The 16,256-nt window shown below is 62.2% G+C and carries 16 protein-coding genes; 5 read left to right on the plus strand and 11 right to left on the minus strand.

What is annotated here, in order from left to right:
* Positions 1 to 24 precede the first annotated feature (24 nt).
* A complete protein-coding gene (ftrA, locus tag AC3WTO_RS15850) occupies positions 25 to 1,005 on the minus strand; it encodes a transcriptional regulator FtrA (protein ID WP_492461699.1) in 981 nt (326 codons plus the stop codon).
* 84 nt (positions 1,006 to 1,089) lie between these two features.
* On the opposite strand from ftrA, the gene AC3WTO_RS15855 reads away from it, so the two are divergent.
* A complete protein-coding gene (locus AC3WTO_RS15855) occupies positions 1,090 to 1,485 on the plus strand; it encodes a rhodanese-like domain-containing protein (RefSeq protein WP_492461700.1) in 396 nt (131 codons plus the stop codon).
* A 130-nt stretch (positions 1,486 to 1,615) separates the two neighbouring features.
* Here the strand turns inward: AC3WTO_RS15855 and AC3WTO_RS15860 are convergent, their stop codons facing one another.
* Together AC3WTO_RS15860 and AC3WTO_RS15865 are read right to left on the minus strand one after the other, a co-directional pair.
* Positions 1,616 to 2,266 carry a glutathione S-transferase family protein gene (locus AC3WTO_RS15860; RefSeq protein WP_492461701.1) on the minus strand — a complete coding sequence of 217 codons (651 nt, stop codon included), beginning with the start codon at positions 2,264 to 2,266 and terminating at the stop codon, positions 1,616 to 1,618.
* A gap of 194 nt (positions 2,267 to 2,460) precedes the next feature.
* A complete protein-coding gene (locus tag AC3WTO_RS15865) occupies positions 2,461 to 3,093 on the minus strand; it encodes a LysE family translocator (protein ID WP_492461702.1) in 633 nt (210 codons plus the stop codon).
* A 219-nt stretch (positions 3,094 to 3,312) separates the two neighbouring features.
* Between AC3WTO_RS15865 and AC3WTO_RS15870 the strand changes: the two genes are divergently transcribed.
* Positions 3,313 to 3,948: a TetR/AcrR family transcriptional regulator gene (locus AC3WTO_RS15870; protein WP_492461703.1), complete on the plus strand. Its 636-nt coding sequence runs from the start codon at positions 3,313 to 3,315 to the stop codon at positions 3,946 to 3,948.
* A gap of 47 nt (positions 3,949 to 3,995) precedes the next feature.
* Here AC3WTO_RS15870 and AC3WTO_RS15875 read toward each other — a convergent pair whose 3' ends face one another.
* The gene (locus AC3WTO_RS15875) at positions 3,996 to 5,003 is read right to left on the minus strand and encodes a ribonuclease T2 family protein (RefSeq protein ID WP_492461704.1); all 1,008 of its coding nucleotides are present in this window, start codon (positions 5,001 to 5,003) and stop codon (positions 3,996 to 3,998) included.
* 188 nt (positions 5,004 to 5,191) lie between these two features.
* On the opposite strand from AC3WTO_RS15875, the gene AC3WTO_RS15880 reads away from it, so the two are divergent.
* The 3 genes from AC3WTO_RS15880 to AC3WTO_RS15890 all read left to right on the plus strand — a co-directional run bounded on the left by AC3WTO_RS15880 (position 5,192) and on the right by AC3WTO_RS15890 (position 9,041).
* Positions 5,192 to 6,127 (plus strand): alpha/beta fold hydrolase, encoded by a 936-nt coding sequence (locus AC3WTO_RS15880; protein WP_492461705.1) that lies wholly within the window; start codon positions 5,192 to 5,194, stop codon positions 6,125 to 6,127.
* 95 nt (positions 6,128 to 6,222) lie between these two features.
* A complete protein-coding gene (locus AC3WTO_RS15885) occupies positions 6,223 to 7,383 on the plus strand; it encodes a CaiB/BaiF CoA transferase family protein (RefSeq protein ID WP_492461706.1) in 1,161 nt (386 codons plus the stop codon).
* An 8-nt stretch (positions 7,384 to 7,391) separates the two neighbouring features.
* On the plus strand, positions 7,392 to 9,041 hold the full coding sequence (locus tag AC3WTO_RS15890) for a thiamine pyrophosphate-binding protein (protein WP_492461707.1): 1,650 nt from the start codon (positions 7,392 to 7,394) through the stop codon (positions 9,039 to 9,041).
* A gap of 96 nt (positions 9,042 to 9,137) precedes the next feature.
* Here the strand turns inward: AC3WTO_RS15890 and AC3WTO_RS15895 are convergent, their stop codons facing one another.
* The 7 genes from AC3WTO_RS15895 to AC3WTO_RS15925 form a co-directional block, all read right to left on the minus strand.
* A complete protein-coding gene (locus AC3WTO_RS15895) occupies positions 9,138 to 10,109 on the minus strand; it encodes an ABC transporter substrate-binding protein (RefSeq protein WP_326895971.1) in 972 nt (323 codons plus the stop codon).
* A 48-nt stretch (positions 10,110 to 10,157) separates the two neighbouring features.
* Positions 10,158 to 11,312 carry an ABC transporter permease gene (locus AC3WTO_RS15900; RefSeq protein WP_492461708.1) on the minus strand — a complete coding sequence of 385 codons (1,155 nt, stop codon included), beginning with the start codon at positions 11,310 to 11,312 and terminating at the stop codon, positions 10,158 to 10,160.
* Positions 11,309 to 12,187 carry an ABC transporter permease gene (locus AC3WTO_RS15905; protein WP_492461709.1) on the minus strand — a complete coding sequence of 293 codons (879 nt, stop codon included), beginning with the start codon at positions 12,185 to 12,187 and terminating at the stop codon, positions 11,309 to 11,311. Before AC3WTO_RS15905 ends, AC3WTO_RS15900 begins: the two co-directional genes overlap by 4 nt.
* Positions 12,188 to 12,193: 6 nt before the next feature.
* On the minus strand, positions 12,194 to 12,985 hold the full coding sequence (locus AC3WTO_RS15910; RefSeq protein ID WP_492461710.1) for an ABC transporter ATP-binding protein: 792 nt from the start codon (positions 12,983 to 12,985) through the stop codon (positions 12,194 to 12,196).
* Positions 12,982 to 13,359 (minus strand): hypothetical protein, encoded by a 378-nt coding sequence (locus tag AC3WTO_RS15915; protein ID WP_492461711.1) that lies wholly within the window; start codon positions 13,357 to 13,359, stop codon positions 12,982 to 12,984. The genes AC3WTO_RS15910 and AC3WTO_RS15915 overlap by 4 nt, the downstream gene beginning before the upstream one ends.
* On the minus strand, positions 13,356 to 14,807 hold the full coding sequence (gene hydA, locus AC3WTO_RS15920; RefSeq protein WP_492461712.1) for a dihydropyrimidinase: 1,452 nt from the start codon (positions 14,805 to 14,807) through the stop codon (positions 13,356 to 13,358). The genes AC3WTO_RS15915 and hydA overlap by 4 nt, the downstream gene beginning before the upstream one ends.
* A gap of 127 nt (positions 14,808 to 14,934) precedes the next feature.
* A complete protein-coding gene (locus AC3WTO_RS15925) occupies positions 14,935 to 16,185 on the minus strand; it encodes a Zn-dependent hydrolase (protein WP_492461713.1) in 1,251 nt (416 codons plus the stop codon).
* Positions 16,186 to 16,256: the final 71 nt, after the last annotated feature.

A 16,256-nucleotide genomic window follows, 5' to 3' on the forward strand; every position in this document is an offset into this window, starting at 1 on the left:
CCGGCCAACGGTTCTCTTCAGGCTTCAAGCCGGCTCGGCGATGAAACGTGCGCGATATTCGGTCGGACTGATGCCCATCTGCCGGCGAAAATGATGCCGCAACGTGTGAGCGCTGCCGAAGCCGACTGTTTCAGCAATGTCATCCATGTTCAGGCGGTGCTGACAGAGCAATTGCTTTGCCCAGGCGACGCGCTCCTCCGTGAGCCACTCGCCGGGTGAACTTCCGGTCGCTTCCGTAAAACGGCGCAGGAAGGTTCTCAGGCTCATCGAACATTCGGCCGCCATCTCGTCGACCGTCCAGCGCAGTTGCAGGTTGGCGCGCAGCCTGTCGAGAAGCGGAGCGATCTCCGAGCTTTTGCGCTGTGGTACCGGACGCTCCAGGAATTGCGCCTGTCCACCGGCGCGGTGCGCCGGCATGACCAGCCTTCGCGCAACCGAGTTGGCCGCGGCCGCACCGAAATCCCGCCGCACGATCTCGATCATGAGATCGATGCCGGCTGCGCTGCCGGCGGACGTGAACAGGCGATCATGGTCGCGATAGAGCGACGTGTCGTCGACCTGGATTTTCGGATAGCGACGACGGAGCTCATCGGCATAGCGCCAATGGGTGGTTGCCGTGCCGCCATCCAGGAGGCCCGTCGCTGCCAGTACGAAAGCGCCCGAACAGATCGAGGCCAGCCGCGCGCCGCGCGCATGTGCCTTGCGAAGTCGTTGGCAAAGCTGCTCGGGGACCGGAGCATCGGCCCCTTTCCAGCCCGGCACCACGATGATGTCGGCCTGATCGATCAGGTCCGGCGTGCCGTCTGCCACCAGTGTCAGGCCACCATGCGCCCGTAGCGGACCGTCATCGATCGGACAACTGGCAAACCTGTACCAGCCGACGCCCATCTCCACGCGCGCAAGGCCGAATATCTCGGCGACAATCCCGAACTCGAAGGTGCAAAGGCCGTCATAGAGCAGCGCAACGACGAGAGGGCCGGAGGTACCGTTCGAAACGTCTGGCATGATCTTTACGTATATTGGCGTTTGCGCCAATTGCAAGACATCCTCGCGGCGCGGGATAACAGGCCATCACAACAGGAGATCGCCATGCCCACCGCAGTGACCGCAACCAGACCCGCCGCCAGCGACCGCGCTCGCGAACACTTTGCCAGCGAATTCGAGTTCGAGACCGACTGCTGGGACGTCAATGAAGCTTTGTCTCAGGGCGCCGATTTCGTGGTGCTCGATGTCCGCAGCCCTGCCCTCTACGCCAAGGGCCATGTGCCCGGAGCGATCAACCTGCCACACCGCAAGATCATCGCCTCGAAGCTGCAGCAATGGAGCGAAGACACCGTTTTCGTCACTTACTGTTCCGGCCCGCACTGCAACGGCGCTGCCCGCGGCGCGCTTCGTCTCGCTGATCTCGACAGGCCGGTCAAGATCATGAGTGGCGGGCTTGCCGGATGGGTTCACGAAGGATTTGAAGTGGCGACGGGCGAGTAATACCAGCGGTCATTCCGAATGCCCGTTGGAGCGCGCGACCGCTCCACCTCGTTGTTTTTCTCTGCGACCCGGAGGGGCGCGCCGGCGATTGAGGCGTCCTGGATGTGTCAACATCCAGGACCGACCCGTATCAGTTGTTCGATGCAGCGACGAAAACCGCCAGCTGAGCATCGAACGCACGCTTGTAGGCTGGCCGCGCTTCGGCCCGCGCGACATAGGCGGCAAGGTTCGGGTACTCTTCCACCAGGCCCGTTCCGTCCAGCCGGCGCAGCACCGTCACCATCATCAGGTCACCGGCGCTGAAGGCGCCATCGAGCCAGTCGGCATCGCCGAGCCACCGCGACAGCTCGTTCAGCCGGATCCTGACGCGATCTTCGAGCATGGGCAGGAACTCCGCGCGCCACGGCCTTTCACCGATCACATAGGGTGCTTGTTCGAGTTCGACGATCGGCGGCTCCATCGTGTTGAGTGCCGCAAACATCCATGTGATCGCCCGGGCCCGGGCATTGGGCTCGTTCGGCAACAGGCCGGGGCGGCGCTGTGCAAGATGAAGGATGATGGACCCACTCTCGAACAGGGCGAGATTGCCCTCTTCATAGGTTGGGATCTGCCCGAAAGGCTGGAGTGCCAGATGTGCGGGCTGCTTCATCTGCTCGAACGAAACAAGGCGAACGTCATAAGGCTGCGCCACTTCTTCGAAGGCCCAGCGCAAACGCATGTCGCGTGCGTGCCCCTGCCCCTCATCAGGTGACATGGCGAACGCCGTTATGATTGGGATCATGGGAGCTCCTCTCGCGGCGGTTTCTCTTGGTTCGTCCCAAGGACGAACCAGCAGCCCTGTTTCCGACAGATCGCTCCGGTCATGTTTTGATGCGTTTCGATGAAGGCCAGCTTTGCGTCTGGCCTTCATCATCTGGTCAAGACGCGCAGATCTGGCGCGCTCCTCCAAGGTTCGCCGCAGGTTGAAGACGCCTGTTAATTCCGCGTTCCCAGCGCCAGCCGGGCCGCCAACCCGGCAAAGACCGTCGCCAGGAGATATTGGGGAAGCCTCGGAAATCTGCGGAAGCCGGAAAGCGAGCGCTGAATTCTGCTCCCCAGCATCACCACGGCGCCATTCACGAAGAAGCCGATACCGTTCAGAACCGTGGCCAGCACCACCATTTGCAAAAGCAGCGAACCGTGAGCCGAGTTCACGAATTGCGGAAACAGTGCCAGCACAAACAATGCAACCTTCGGATTGAGCAGATTGGTAAGCAGCCCTTCCGTGAAAATCCGCCTGCTGGAGATTTTCCGGAGCGCAGTGGAAGGCGTAAAGCTTGAGCTACCGCTGCGCAGCGTCTTGTAGGCCAGATACAGAAGATAGGCGCAGCCAGCCCAGCGCACGATTTCGTAGGCAACGGGCACGGCCACGAACAGCTGCGAAAGCCCAAGGCCCGCCGCCAGCGCATGGCAATAGGTACCGGCGGCAATCCCGGCATAGGTGAGAAAGCCTGCCGAGCGCCCCTGGCTGACACTTCGGGAGGCTATCAGCAGCATGTCAGGGCCAGGCGTCGCAGTCAGCACCAACGCTGCGCCCGCAAACAGGATGAGAGTGGAGAAATCCGGCATGATCAGTTCCTTTTGGACGTGAGCCGGAATTCTTCTTTAGCAACTCGCTTCGGTTTGGCAAATGGTTTCGAAGGTTGTCCGGCAGAGCCGGAGCAGCTTTTGTTCGTCTCCCGGCATGTTGTGGCCTCAGATATCGGCAAAGACTATTGACGCAGAGGCAAACTTATTTCAGCGATGCCCGCTGGTATTTTTTCAGCGCTCGGAGCTAGGAAAGCAGCCATGGCTGGCCAGGTGATGGAAACGGCGCGCCTCCCAAGAGGTGCCGAACGGCTGCGCATCGACAAATTCACGGCGAGACGGATGGAGCTGGCGGAAGCCGCACTGGAGACCCTCGCCGAACTGGGCTACGCGCGCACCAGCCTGCGTGAGATCGCGCAGAAGTCCGACTTCACCCATGGCGTGCTGCACTACTACTTCACCGACAAGGTCGATCTGATCAGTTTCTGCGTGCGCCACTACAAGGCGAAATGCGTTACCCGCTACGATCAGGTCACCGCGCTGGCGCCAACCCGGGAAGCGCTGCTCGAAGGGTTCCTGCAAAAGCTCGCCGAAACACTGCGAGAGGAAGCCGGCCTGCACCGGCTTTGGTACGATTTGCGCGCACAGGCATTGTTCGAGGACGTCTTTCGCGAAGACGTCACCGAAATCGACCAGAGCCTCGAGGACATGGTCTGGCGGGTTGCCTCGCGTTATGCCGCGCTTGGCGGCAAGGAACCTGCTGTTTCGCCCGCCGCGCTCTATGCCGTCTTCGACGGACTGTTCCAGAAATACCTGCTGAAACATCTGTCGAAGGACGAACGGGCTATTCCGGATCTGCTAAACGAGGTCCATCGCCTGCTGCCGATGGTGGCCTGAAGCGACAGCGTGCTTTCGACCTGCCTTCTGCAGCGGGGCAGCGCTGGCTACTGCAAACCTACGCGATCCACTTCACCACGAGGGCAGCCGGCATTGTCGGTCGGAGCCGAGGCCAGCATCAGATCCTTCAATGAGCTGTTCGGCCCGATCGGTCCGGCAAGGCCGAGCGTCAGTTCGCCGATCATGCGCCGACCGCGATCGTCGGAGCACGACACGCGCACGCGATCGCCGGTTCCCTTGCCGAAGGCGCTGTCGAAGGCGGCACGGATCTGGCTCGCCGTCAGCTCGCCGCCAATGTTGTTTTCGAACAGTTCCCGCACCGGCGAGGCATTGACCTGCCGCATCAGCGCCAATGCGTCGGCGAAATAAGCCTGCTGATCCTTGCCGTAGCAGGTGCCGTGCTTGATCCATTCATGGCGGTCAAGCTGCGAAGCCGTCCCTGGCATCACCTTGTCGAGCTCGGCGCGCGTGGCCCCGTCAAGCTTGACGGCCGGCAGCTTGCGCCAGTTGCCCTTGTCGTTGGCGCGGTCGGCTGCACTCACCCGACAGTAGAAATTATCGTTCGGCTGCGGCCACAGGCCATGCAGGGTGAAGTTCGTCGCCGCGAAGCTTGAGTCGGTCATGGCCCGGCATTCCGTCTTTTGCGATTTGGTCTCGCAGAAGGCTGGCTGCCAGGACAGCGCGAAGACATATTCCGGCTTGCCGGCGCCGGCTTTTTTCTGCGGCGCATCCTGCCCGGCCGGCACAGGAGCAGACGGCGCGGTCGCCGTGCCCGCAATATGGCCGCAACTCACCTTGATCCAACGCTGCTCGGGATCGGCACCCGGCACGCGGATCATGTAGTGCGTCGGCTCATCCTTGTTGCCGGCAACGAGCTGATAGCTTTGCCCCGCCTCGGTGGCGACATTGCCGGGGTTCTTGCTGGTCTTGATCGCCTGCGTTGCCGGACAGGCTGCATCGGCCACGAAAGTGCCGCTGAGCTTCGTTTCCGCCTGCCCTGCGCCCGCCGTCATGACAGCGGCGAGCATCACTCCAAGACCAAGCCAGTTCCGCATGCACGAATCCCTCTTGTTAAGTCCTGCGCATCTGCCTGAGCGACATGTCAGAATTGCGATGCGCTGGTCGCCGCTCTTTCCCCAGCGGCATCATGATGGCCGATTGACGCTAACCGGCTGCGGGCGCAAACAAAAGGCCGATGACTTCATGAGCGTGGATTCAACCACGCCACGGGGAGGAAAAGACAATGCCGTTCAGTGACCAGCGCACGCTCGCCTCACCCACCGGCGCATCGCTCAACCTCTATACGCGCAAGGCCGAAGGCAAGGCGCGCGGTGCTGTCCAAATCAGCCACGGCCTCGCCGAGCATGCCGCCCGCTATGCCGCTTTCGCCGACTTCCTGGCCGCGCGCGGCTATCACACCTTCGCGCACGACCATCGCGGTCATGGCTACACGACCGCCCCGGATGCCCCGCTCGGCAAGTTCGGCAATCCGGATGGCGGCGACAAGGTGGTTGCCGACGTGCTTGCCGTCCATGATCTCATCGCAGCGGAGCATGCGGGTGTTCCGGTCATCGCGTTCGGCCATTCGATGGGCGGGCTGGTCGCGCTGAACTTCGTGCAGCAGCACTCGGCACGCATCCGCGGCGCGGCGGTCTGGAACGCCAATTTCACCGCCGGCATCAGCGGCCGCGCCGCCCTCGCTATCCTCGCCTGGGAGCGGTTCCGGCTGGGCTCGGATGTGCCTTCGCGCTTGCTGCCTCGGCTCACTTTCCAGGCCTGGGGCAAGGCCGTACCCGGACATCGCACCCTGTTCGACTGGCTCTCACGCGATCCGGCCGAGGTCGACAAATACATCGCCGATCCGCTCTGCGGCTGGGATGCCTCGGTATCGCTGTGGCGTGACCTGTTCGGCTTCATCTTCAACGGCGCCGACGACAGCCGCTTCGTGAGTATAGCAAAGGATCTGCCAATCAATCTCGCTGGTGGTGAAAAGGACCCAGCCACCAGCGGTGGCAAGGCCGTGGAACACCTCGCAAGCCGCATGCGCCGGATGGGCTTTTCGAATCTCGTTTCAAAGGTTTACGCCGAAACCCGGCACGAAAGCCTGAACGAGGTGAATCGAAACATCATCATGCAAGATTTCGTCGGCTGGGCAGACAAGGTCACCGCCTCGCGCTGAACTGCGCACATGCCGCACTGGTCCATCTCAAGAACCGTGACAGGACCGCCCCGGGTTGCTAGACCCTGCCCAACCAAACAGAATTCCGGTGTTTCATGGCCAATCCTCCCCTGAACGGCGTGCGTGTCATCGAACTCGCTCGCATCCTCGCCGGCCCGTGGGCGGGACAGATGCTGGCCGATCTCGGTGCCGATGTCATCAAGGTGGAGAGCCCCGAGGGCGACGACACCCGCAAGTGGGGGCCACCCTTCGTGAAGGGCAAGGATGGCGAGAACCTCTCTGCCGCCTACTATCACGCCTGCAACCGCGGCAAGCGTTCCATCGCCGTGGACTTCTCCACGCCAGAAGGCGCGGAGACCGTGCGCAAGCTCGTCGCCAAGGCCGACGTCCTGATCGAGAACTTCAAGCTGGGAGGCCTGAAGAAATATGGCCTCGACTATCAAAGCCTGAAGGCGATCAACCCCAGGCTGGTCTACTGCTCCATCACCGGTTTCGGGCAATCGGGACCATACGCGCCACGGGCCGGATACGACTTCATCGTCCAGGGCATGTCCGGCCTGATGTCGATCACCGGCGCTCCCGACGGTGAGCCGCAGAAGGTCGGCGTGGCCGTCACCGACATCTTCACCGGGCTGTATTCGGTCATCGCCATCCAGGCGGCGTTGCGCCACGCCGAAGCGACCGGCGAAGGCCAGCATGTCGACATGGCGCTGTTCGATTCCCAGATCTCCGTGCTCGCCAACCAGAACCTCAATTTCCTGGTGTCCGGCACACCACCCCAGCGCATGGGCAACGCCCATCCCAACATCGCGCCCTATGAGGTGCTGCCAGTCTCCGACGGGCACTTCATCCTGGCCGTCGGCAATGACAGCCAGTTCGCGAAGTTCTGTGCCGTGGCCGGGCTGGACGGCCTGCCTGGCGATCCCGATTTCGCGACCAATGCCGCACGCGTCGCCAACCGCGTCAGGCTGCGGGAACACATGCTCGCCGCACTTGCCAAGTTCACCCGCGACGACCTCCTGGCCAAACTGGAAGCCACCGGCGTTCCGGCAAGCCCGATCAACGACATCGGCCAGATGTTCGACGATCCGCAGGCGATCGCCCGCGGCATGCGGCTGGACCTCGACGACGGCCACGGCAACACGCTGCCCTCCGTGCGTGCGCCGATGGTGATGCCGCTCACCCCGCTCGTCTATGACCGCCCCTCGCCGCGCCTTGGCGAACACACCGCTGAAATCCTTGCCGAACTGGAGTGACGGTACCCATGAAGACCGGTGGTAAGCTGATCGTCGAAGCGCTGGAAGCCAACGGCGTCGACCGCATTTTCTGCGTTCCGGGCGAGAGCTATCTCGCCGTGCTCGACGCACTCTACGATTCTCCTATCCGCACCGTCGTCTGCCGCCAGGAAGGCGGCGCCGCGATGATGGCGGACTGCCAGGGCAGGCTCACCGGCAAGCCCGGCATCTGCTTCGTGACACGCGGCCCCGGCGCCACCAACGCATCGGCAGGCGTGCACATCGCCATGCAGGATTCCATCCCGATGATCCTGTTCATCGGCCAGATCGCCGGCCACGCCCGCGAACGCGAAGCCTTCCAGGAGGTGAACTACAAGCGCTTCTTCGGGGACATCGCCAAATGGGTGGTCGAAATCGACCGCGCCGAACGCATCCCCGAGTTAGTCACCCGCGCCTTTGCGGTCGCCACCTCGGGCCGGCCCGGTCCGGTCGTCATCTCGCTGCCCGAAGACATGCTGGTCAGCGAGGTGGAGGCTCCGCAGGCGCTTGCGGCAACGCAGGTGGAAACACGCCCGGGCGACGCCGAACTCGACCGGCTGGAAGCCTTGCTCAATGCAGCCAAGCGGCCTTTCGTCATCCTCGGCGGCACGCGCTGGAATGCCGAAGCGGTTGCCCGGATGCAGTCCATTGCCGAGACCTGGGCTCTCCCGGTCGGTTGCTCCTTCCGTCGCCAGATGCTGTTCGATCACCAGCATCCGAACTATGCCGGCGACGTCGGCATCGGCATCAATCCCAAGCTGGCGGATGCCATCAAGCAGGCCGATCTCGTCCTGCTGCTCGGCGGCCGCATGGGCGAGATGCCTTCCTCCGACTACACCATCCTGAAGAGCCCTTACCCGGACCAGACGCTGGTGCACGTGCACGCCGACGCCAACGAACTCGGCCGCGTCTATCGCCCGACACTGGCCATCAACGCGTCGCCGGCGGCTTTCGTCGAAGCTTTCGCCAAGCGCCGGCCCAAGGCTGAACCTGCCTGGGCGGCAGAGACCACCGGGCTGCACGGCAACTACCGCGCCTGGTCAACAACCCCGAAGACCGGCCCCGGCGCCGTGCATATGGGTCCGATCATGGATTATCTGGAAAGCGTGCTGCCCGAGGACGCCATCCTGACCAACGGCGCCGGCAACTACGCCACCTGGGTGCACCGCTTCCACCGCTTCCGTCGTTACGGCACGCAGGCTGCCCCGACCTCCGGCTCGATGGGCTATGGCCTGCCGGCGGCGGTCTCGGCCAAGAGCGTGTTCCCCGAACGTGAAGTCGTGTGTTTCGCCGGTGACGGCTGCTTCATGATGCACGGACAGGAATTCGCCACCGCCGTGCAGTACGACCTGCCGATCATCACAGTTGTGGTGAACAACGGCATCTACGGCACCATCCGCATGCACCAGGAGCGCGAGTATCCCGGCCGCGTCGAAGGCACCGATCTCAGGAATCCGGATTTCGCAGCGCTCGCCCGCGCCTATGGCGGCCACGGCGAGACGGTGGTGAAAACCGATGAATTCGCTCCCGCCTTCGAACGCGCACGCGCCAGCGGCAAGCCGTCCATCATCGAGGTGAAGCTCGACCCCGAGGCGATCACCCCGGCCCGGACGCTGACCGACATCCGCGAACAGCGCTAAGCCACCTGTCACGGCTCCGTGCGCCTCGGCTCAGCTGGCCGGAAAACAAAAAGGGGCGGTTTCCCGCCCCTTTCCGGCTTCTGAGGATACAACCCGTTACTTGATCGCCTTGTCGGTGATCGAGGTCGTGTAGGCGCCTTCCGGCTGCTTGGTGATGATCTTCTGGTCGAGCAGCGCCTTGGCGGTGCGCTCATAGGCTTCCGGGATCAGCTTGCCATCGGCATTGTCGATCAGCTTCGCCACTTCCTTCATCATGAACTTCTGGTGGTTTTCGTCCTGACCGCCATTTTCCACGACGATATCGGCTGCTTCGTCGGTGTTCTCCGTGGCGTATTTCCAGCCCTTCATCGAAGCCCGCACGAAGCGCACCATCTTGTCCTCGAAGGCTGCGTCCTTCAGCTTGTCCTCAAGCGCATAGAGCCCGTCTTCAAGCAGGTCGTTGCCCATCGCCGTGTAGTTGAAAACGACGAGATCTTCCGGCTTGTAACCGGCGTCGAGCACCTGGCCGTATTCGTTGTAGGTCATCACCGAGATGCAGTCGGCCTGCTTCTGGATCAGCGGCTGCACGTCGAAGCTCTGCTTCAGCACCGTCACGCCGTCCGGGCCGCCTTCGGTCTTCAGGCCGATCTTGTTCATCCAGGCATAGAACGGATATTCGTTACCGAAGAACCAGACACCCAGCGTGCGTCCTTTGAAATCGGCTTCGGTCTTGATCGGTCCGTTTTTCGGGCAGACCAGTTCCATGCCGGCTTTCTTGAAGGGCTGCGCGATATTGACCAGCCCGACGCCTTTCTCTCGGGCAGCCAGCGCACCACCCATCCAGTCGACGATGACGTCGGCGCCACCGCCGGCGATCACCTGTTCCGGCGCAATATCCGGACCGCCCGGCTTGATTTCGACGTCGAGCCCTTCTTCCTTGTAGAAGCCCTTGTCCTTGGCGACATAGTAGCCCGCGAACTGTGCCTGCGTGACCCACTTGAGCTGCAGCGTCACCTTGTCTTCGGCCATCGCTTGGAAAGCGATCAGCGACATGCCGGCCGCCAGCATCGAAACAATCGTTCTTTTCATATTCTTACCCTCTGAAGTTGAACCCAAACCCTTCTTATTCTTCTCCGCCTAACCTCCCCGGACAGACGGATGCCAGAACGTGGCTGCTCGTTCGATGAGCGCGACCACGCCATAGAAAACCGAACCCGCGAGCGCTGCAACTGCGATTTCGGCCCAGACCATGTCGACATTCATTCTGCCGACCTCGGTCGATATTCTGAAGCCCATGCCAACCACGGGCGTGCCGAAGAATTCGGCGACGATGGCACCGATCAGCGCCAGCGTGGAATTGATCTTCAGCGCATTGAAGATGAATGGCGCGGCCGCGGGAAGCCTGAGCTTCGCCAGCGTCTGCCAGTAATTCGAGGCATAGGTGCGCATCAGGTCACGCTCCATGTGCCCCGAAGCCGCAAGCCCCGCCACCGTGTTCACCAGCATTGGAAAGAAGGTCATGATGACGACGACGGCCGCCTTCGAGTGCCAGTCGAAACCGAACCACATCACCATGATCGGCGCCACGCCGATGATCGGCAGAGCCGAGACCATGTTGCCGATCGGGATCAGCCCGCGCCGCAGGAAAACGAAGCGGTCGGCGAGGATCGCCGCGATGAAGCCGCTGGCGCAGCCCAGCACATAACCGATTAACACCGAGTGGAAGATAGTCTGGTTCACATCAGCCCACAGCACCGGCAACGAATTGACGATGCGCACACCGACAGAACTCGGCGGCGGCAGCAGGATGAACGGGATGCCGGCACCGCGCGTGATGGCTTCCCACAGGACGAGTATCCAGATGCCGAACAGTGCCGGAACGGCCAGTCTCAACGCGGTCGACAACCAGCGCTGCGACGATCTGATCGATGACAGCACCGCCACACAGCGCCAGCCAAGCAGCCACGTGGCGGCCAGCAGCAGAAAATACGGCGCCAGCGCCGTGCCTTCGAATCCGGCAATGCCGCGCACCAGCATCAATGCGGCCACGGTCGACCCAACGAACAGGATCAGCGCCTCCAGCGCGGGGGCAAGCGCAAGCATGGACAACAAGGCCGCCACGATGGCGATGCCATACATCAAGCCCTTGATGCCCATATAAGGATAGTCGATCGTCGCTGTCGGTTGCGCCAAGGCCCCCGCCTCCGGCACGCTCATGGCACCCCAGAACGCAGCCACGAGGCACAGCACGATTGCAAGCACAGCCTGCCAGGATGGCCTCAAGCTCATCATGCCGGCCTCCCGCCCATGGCGCGATCGACAAGCCGTCCGGCCAGCCCCACCAGTGCGACCAGAAGTGCCGCAACCACCGAGCCTGCAACCAGCGCCGACCAGATGTCGATGGTCTGGCTGTAATAGGCGCCGGCGAGCAGCTTGGCACCGATGCCGGCGACCGCACCCGTCGGCAATTCGCCGACGATGGCACCGACAAGACTTGCCGCCACCGCAACCTTCATCGAGGCGAACAGGAACGGCACCGATGCTGGCACGCGCAGCTTCCAGAAAGTCTGCGAACGGCTGGCATTGTAGGTGTGCATGAGGTCGAGATGCATCAACTCGGGTGAACGCAACCCCTTTACCATGCCTACGGCAACGGGGAAGAACGAAAGATAGGTCGAGATCAATGCCTTCGGGATCAGGCCGGTGATGCCGACGGCAGCCAGGACCACGATCACCATCGGTGCGATCGCCAGGATCGGAATGGTCTGCGAGGCAATGATCCACGGCATCAGGCTGCGGTCGAGCGTCGTCACATGCACGATGCCGACGGCGATAACGATGCCCAGCACCGTACCGAAGGCGAACCCCAGCAGCGTCGAGGAGAGCGTCACCCAGGCGTGATAGACTAGGCTTCGGTTGCTGGTGATCTTCCGCGCAAAGGTGTTCTCGAAGAAGTTCGTTGCGACCTGGTGCGGTGCCGGCAGGGTGGGCTTGGGCTGCGACAGTGTCTTGCCGATGAACTCCATCGTGCCCGGCGTAACATTGTTGCGGCTGTCCATGTCGCGCTGGAACGGTGCGTTCATCCAGACCGCGCCGACATACCAGATGGCGACGATGATCAGGAGGATCGTGGTGACCGGGATGATCTTTGAGCGAAACGAGTCCATGCCCGATCAATCCTCGTAGGAATGACCGGCGCGCAAGCCGTCGCGAACCCGCGCCGCAATCGCCAGGAATTCCGGCGTCTCGCGGATATCCAGCGGGCGCTCGCGAGGCAGCGTTGACTCGATGACATCGGTGACACGGCCAGGGCGCGGCGACATCACCACGATGCGGGTCGAGAGATAGACGGCTTCCGGAATGGAGTGTGTGACGAAACAGATCGTCTTGTTGGTGGCCGCCCACAATTGCAGCAATTGCTCGTTGAGATGATCGCGCACGATCTCGTCCAACGCGCCGAACGGCTCGTCCATCAGGAGAAGATCGGCGTCGAAGGCGAGTGCACGGGCGATCGAGGCGCGCTGCTGCATGCCACCGGACAATTGCCAGGGATACTTCTTCTCGAAGCCGACCAGGTTGACCAGTTCCATCGTGCGTTTGATGCGTTGAGCCTGTTCAGCCCTGGGCAGGCCGATGATTTCCAGAGGCAAGGCGACGTTGCGCTCAATCGTTCGCCACGGAAACAGCGCCGCCGCCTGGAACACATAACCATAGGCCCGCTTCTCGCGGGCCTGTTCAGGGGTCATGCCGTTGACGGTGATCGAGCCGGAGGTCGGTTTTTCCAGATCGGCGATGACGCGCAGGAAGGTCGTCTTGCCGCAACCCGAAGGCCCGATGAAGGAGACGAATTCGCCCTTTCCGATAGTGAGATCGACATTGGAAAGCGCCTGGACCGGTCCATCATTGGTCTGGAAGGTAAGGCCGAGTTTGCTTGCCGCGACGACGGCTGGCTTTACGGCAGTCATTTGCACTGTGACACTTCCCCCATGACGAAGCCGCTATCATCGGTCACGACGAGCTTCTTTTTGTTTTTCGGGCTTGGTTTGAGAACGAAATCCGCCGGCGCCTTGCCCTCTTCGCCTTCGGCCTCGCATTCGGCCTTCAGAAGCAGGGAGCCATCGCTGTTCGCCTTGGTCTCCTTGATGGTGCAGGCGCTGGCTGCCGTCACCAGGTCGGTCTTGGTAACCAGCAGCATATCCTCGGCATAGACCTGTTGCCCATTCCTATTGATGCAACCCGATTTGTTGCCATAGGGATTCGCAAGATCAATGCCGGCCGCGAGAGCCGGCGCCGCTACAATCACGGCTGCGGCGACAAGAAAAAGCCGCCGCAAGCTCACACCCCCGTCGCCGGAATGCCGGTGCGCTCCACCTTGCGCGGCGAGGTGATTTCCTTCCAGGTCGACAGTGCCCGGTTGACCGCCCCGTTGGGTTCGCGCGCCACGAACGCACCATGGCCGGCCTTGGTCTTCACCTCGGCTTCCTGGATGGTGAGCTCGCCGCGCGAGAAGACAAAGCGCGGTAGGCCGGTCACTTCGTAGCCTTCGAACACATTGTAGTCGATCACCGACTGCTGGCTCTTCGACGAGATCGTCTTCTTGCGCTTCGGATCCCACACCACGATGTCGGCATCGGCGCCTTCGACGATGGCGCCCTTCCTTGGATACATATTGAGGATCTTGGCGATGTTGGTCGATGTCACCGCCACAAACTCGTTCATGGTCAGCCGGCCGGTGTTCACGCCGGCGGTCCACAGCACCGGCATGCGGTCTTCCAGGCCGCCGGTTCCATTCGGGATCTTGGTAAAATCACCAACGCCGAAACGTTTCTGCTGGCTGGTGAACGAACAGTGGTCGGTGGCGACCACCTGAAGCGATCCCGCCTGCAGGCCAGCCCAAAGCGAATCCTGATGCAGCTTGTTGCGGAAGGGCGGGCTCATCACGCGCCGCGCCGCATGGTCCCAATCCTTGTTGAAATATTCGGTCTCGTCGAGCACGAGATGCTGGATCAGCGGCTCGCCGTAAACACGCATGCCTTTCTGGCGTGCGCGCCGGATCGCCTCATGCGCCTGCTCGCAGGAAGTGTGCACGACATAAAGCGGCACGCCGGCCATGTCGGCGATCATGATGGCGCGGTTGGTGGCCTCGCCCTCGACTTCCGGGGGGCGTGAATAGGCATGCGCCTCTGGCCCGTTGTTGCCGGCGGCCAGCAGCTTCTGCGAAAGCGCGGCAACCACATCGCCATTCTCGGCATGCACCAGCGGCAATGCCCCCAGTTCGGCGCAGCGCTGGAACGACGCATACATTTCGTCGTCGTCCACCATCAACGCGCCTTTGTAGGCCATGAAGTGCTTGAACGAGGTGATGCCCTTGTCGACGACCGTCTTCATCTCGTTGAAAACCTGCTCGCCCCACCAGGTGACGGCCATGTGGAAGGAGAAATCACAGGCAGCCTTGGAGGTCTTGTTGTCCCACATCTGCAGCGCTTCGAGCAGCGACTGCTGCGGCGCCGGCAGGCAGAAATCGACCACCATGGTCGTGCCCCCCGACAGCGCTGCGCGCGTGCCGCTTTCGAAATCGTCGGCCGAATAGGTGCCCATGAAAGGCATTTCGAGATGGGTATGCGGGTCGATGCCACCCGGCATGACGTAGCAGCCGGTGGCATCGAACTCATGGTCGCCATGCAGGTTCTGGCCGATTGCAACGATCTTGCCGTGCTGGATCAGCACATCGGCCTTCCACGTCCGGTCGGCCGTGACGACGGTGCCGTTCCTGATCACTCTGGTCATATTCAGTTCCCTCGTTTCGTTCGCGCTTCTTGTGAGCTGCGTTCGGTATGTGATTCAGATCAGGCGACTTTGCAGAATAAGTGCATCGATTTTGGCAGGAGATCGATGGCTTGTCCTCCAATTGGCCTTATTCGACGATCTCCGCAGTTTCGGCCACAGCATGGAACAGCACGTCGCAGCCAGCAGCGGCCCATTCCTTTGAAATGTCTTCAGCCTCGTTGTGCGAAAGCCCGTCGACGCATGGACACATCACCATCGTGGAAGGCGCGACCCTCGCTGTCCAGCAGGCGTCATGCCCCGCACCGGAGATGATGTTCATGTGCGAATAGCCGAGCTTCTCGGCTGCAGCCCGCACGCGGGCAACCAGCGTCGGATCGAAGGTGACTGGATCGAAATGGCCGACTGCCTCGACGGAACAGCCGACGCCCAGCTCCTTGGCGATCCTCGCTGCTTCGGTCTCGACCGCTGCACGCATCCGGTCGAGCTTCGCTTGCTCCGGCGAACGGATGTCGACGGTGAAAACGACGGTGCCCGGCAACACGTTGCGCGAATTGGGCGAGAACTTGACCTGGCCAACGCCGCCGACGGCGCCCGGCTGGTTTTCCATCGCCACCTTCTGCACCATCTCGAAGATGCGGGCCATGGCGAGCCCGGCATTGACGCGCAGGTTCATTGGGGTCGACCCCGTATGCGCCTCCTTGCCGGTCAGCGTGAATTCGAGCCACCACAGGCCCTGCCCGTGCGTGACGACGCCGATCTGCTTGTTCTCCGCTTCGAGGATCGGGCCCTGCTCGATGTGGTATTCGAAATAGGCATACATCTTGCGCGCGCCGACCTCTTCATCGCCCAGCCAGCCGACGCGCTTCAGCTCATCGCCGAAACTCTTGCCGTCGGAATCCTTGCGCGAATAGGCGTAGTCTAGCGTATGCACGCCGGCGAAGACGCCGGACGCGAGCATCGCCGGCGCAAAGCGCGCGCCTTCCTCATTCGTCCAGTTGGTGACGACGACCGGATGTTTGGTCTTGATGCCGAGGTCGTTGAGCGTGCGGACGACTTCCAGCCCAGCAAGCACGCCGAGCACACCGTCATATTTACCGCCTGTCGGCTGCGTATCGAGATGGGAGCCGACATAAACCGGCAGTGCATCCGGGTCGGTGCCTTCGCGACGCGCGAACATGGTGCCCATCTTGTCGATGCCGGTCTCGAGGCCAGCAGCATCGCACCAGCGCTTGAAGAGGTGCCGCCCTTCCCCATCCGCGTCTGTCAGGGTCTGGCGATTGTTGCCGCCGGCGATGCCCGGGCCAATCTTGGCCATCTCCATGAGACTGTCCCACAGACGATCGGGATTGATGCGCAGATTCTCGCCGGGTACGGCCATTCTAGTCCTCTCATTGTCTTTCGACGTTGCGGCCGGCGGTTCCCGACGCCGGCCGCAACGTTTGGCTCTCG

Source organism: Mesorhizobium sp. EU05-FHT14A09, assembly GCF_058790995.1.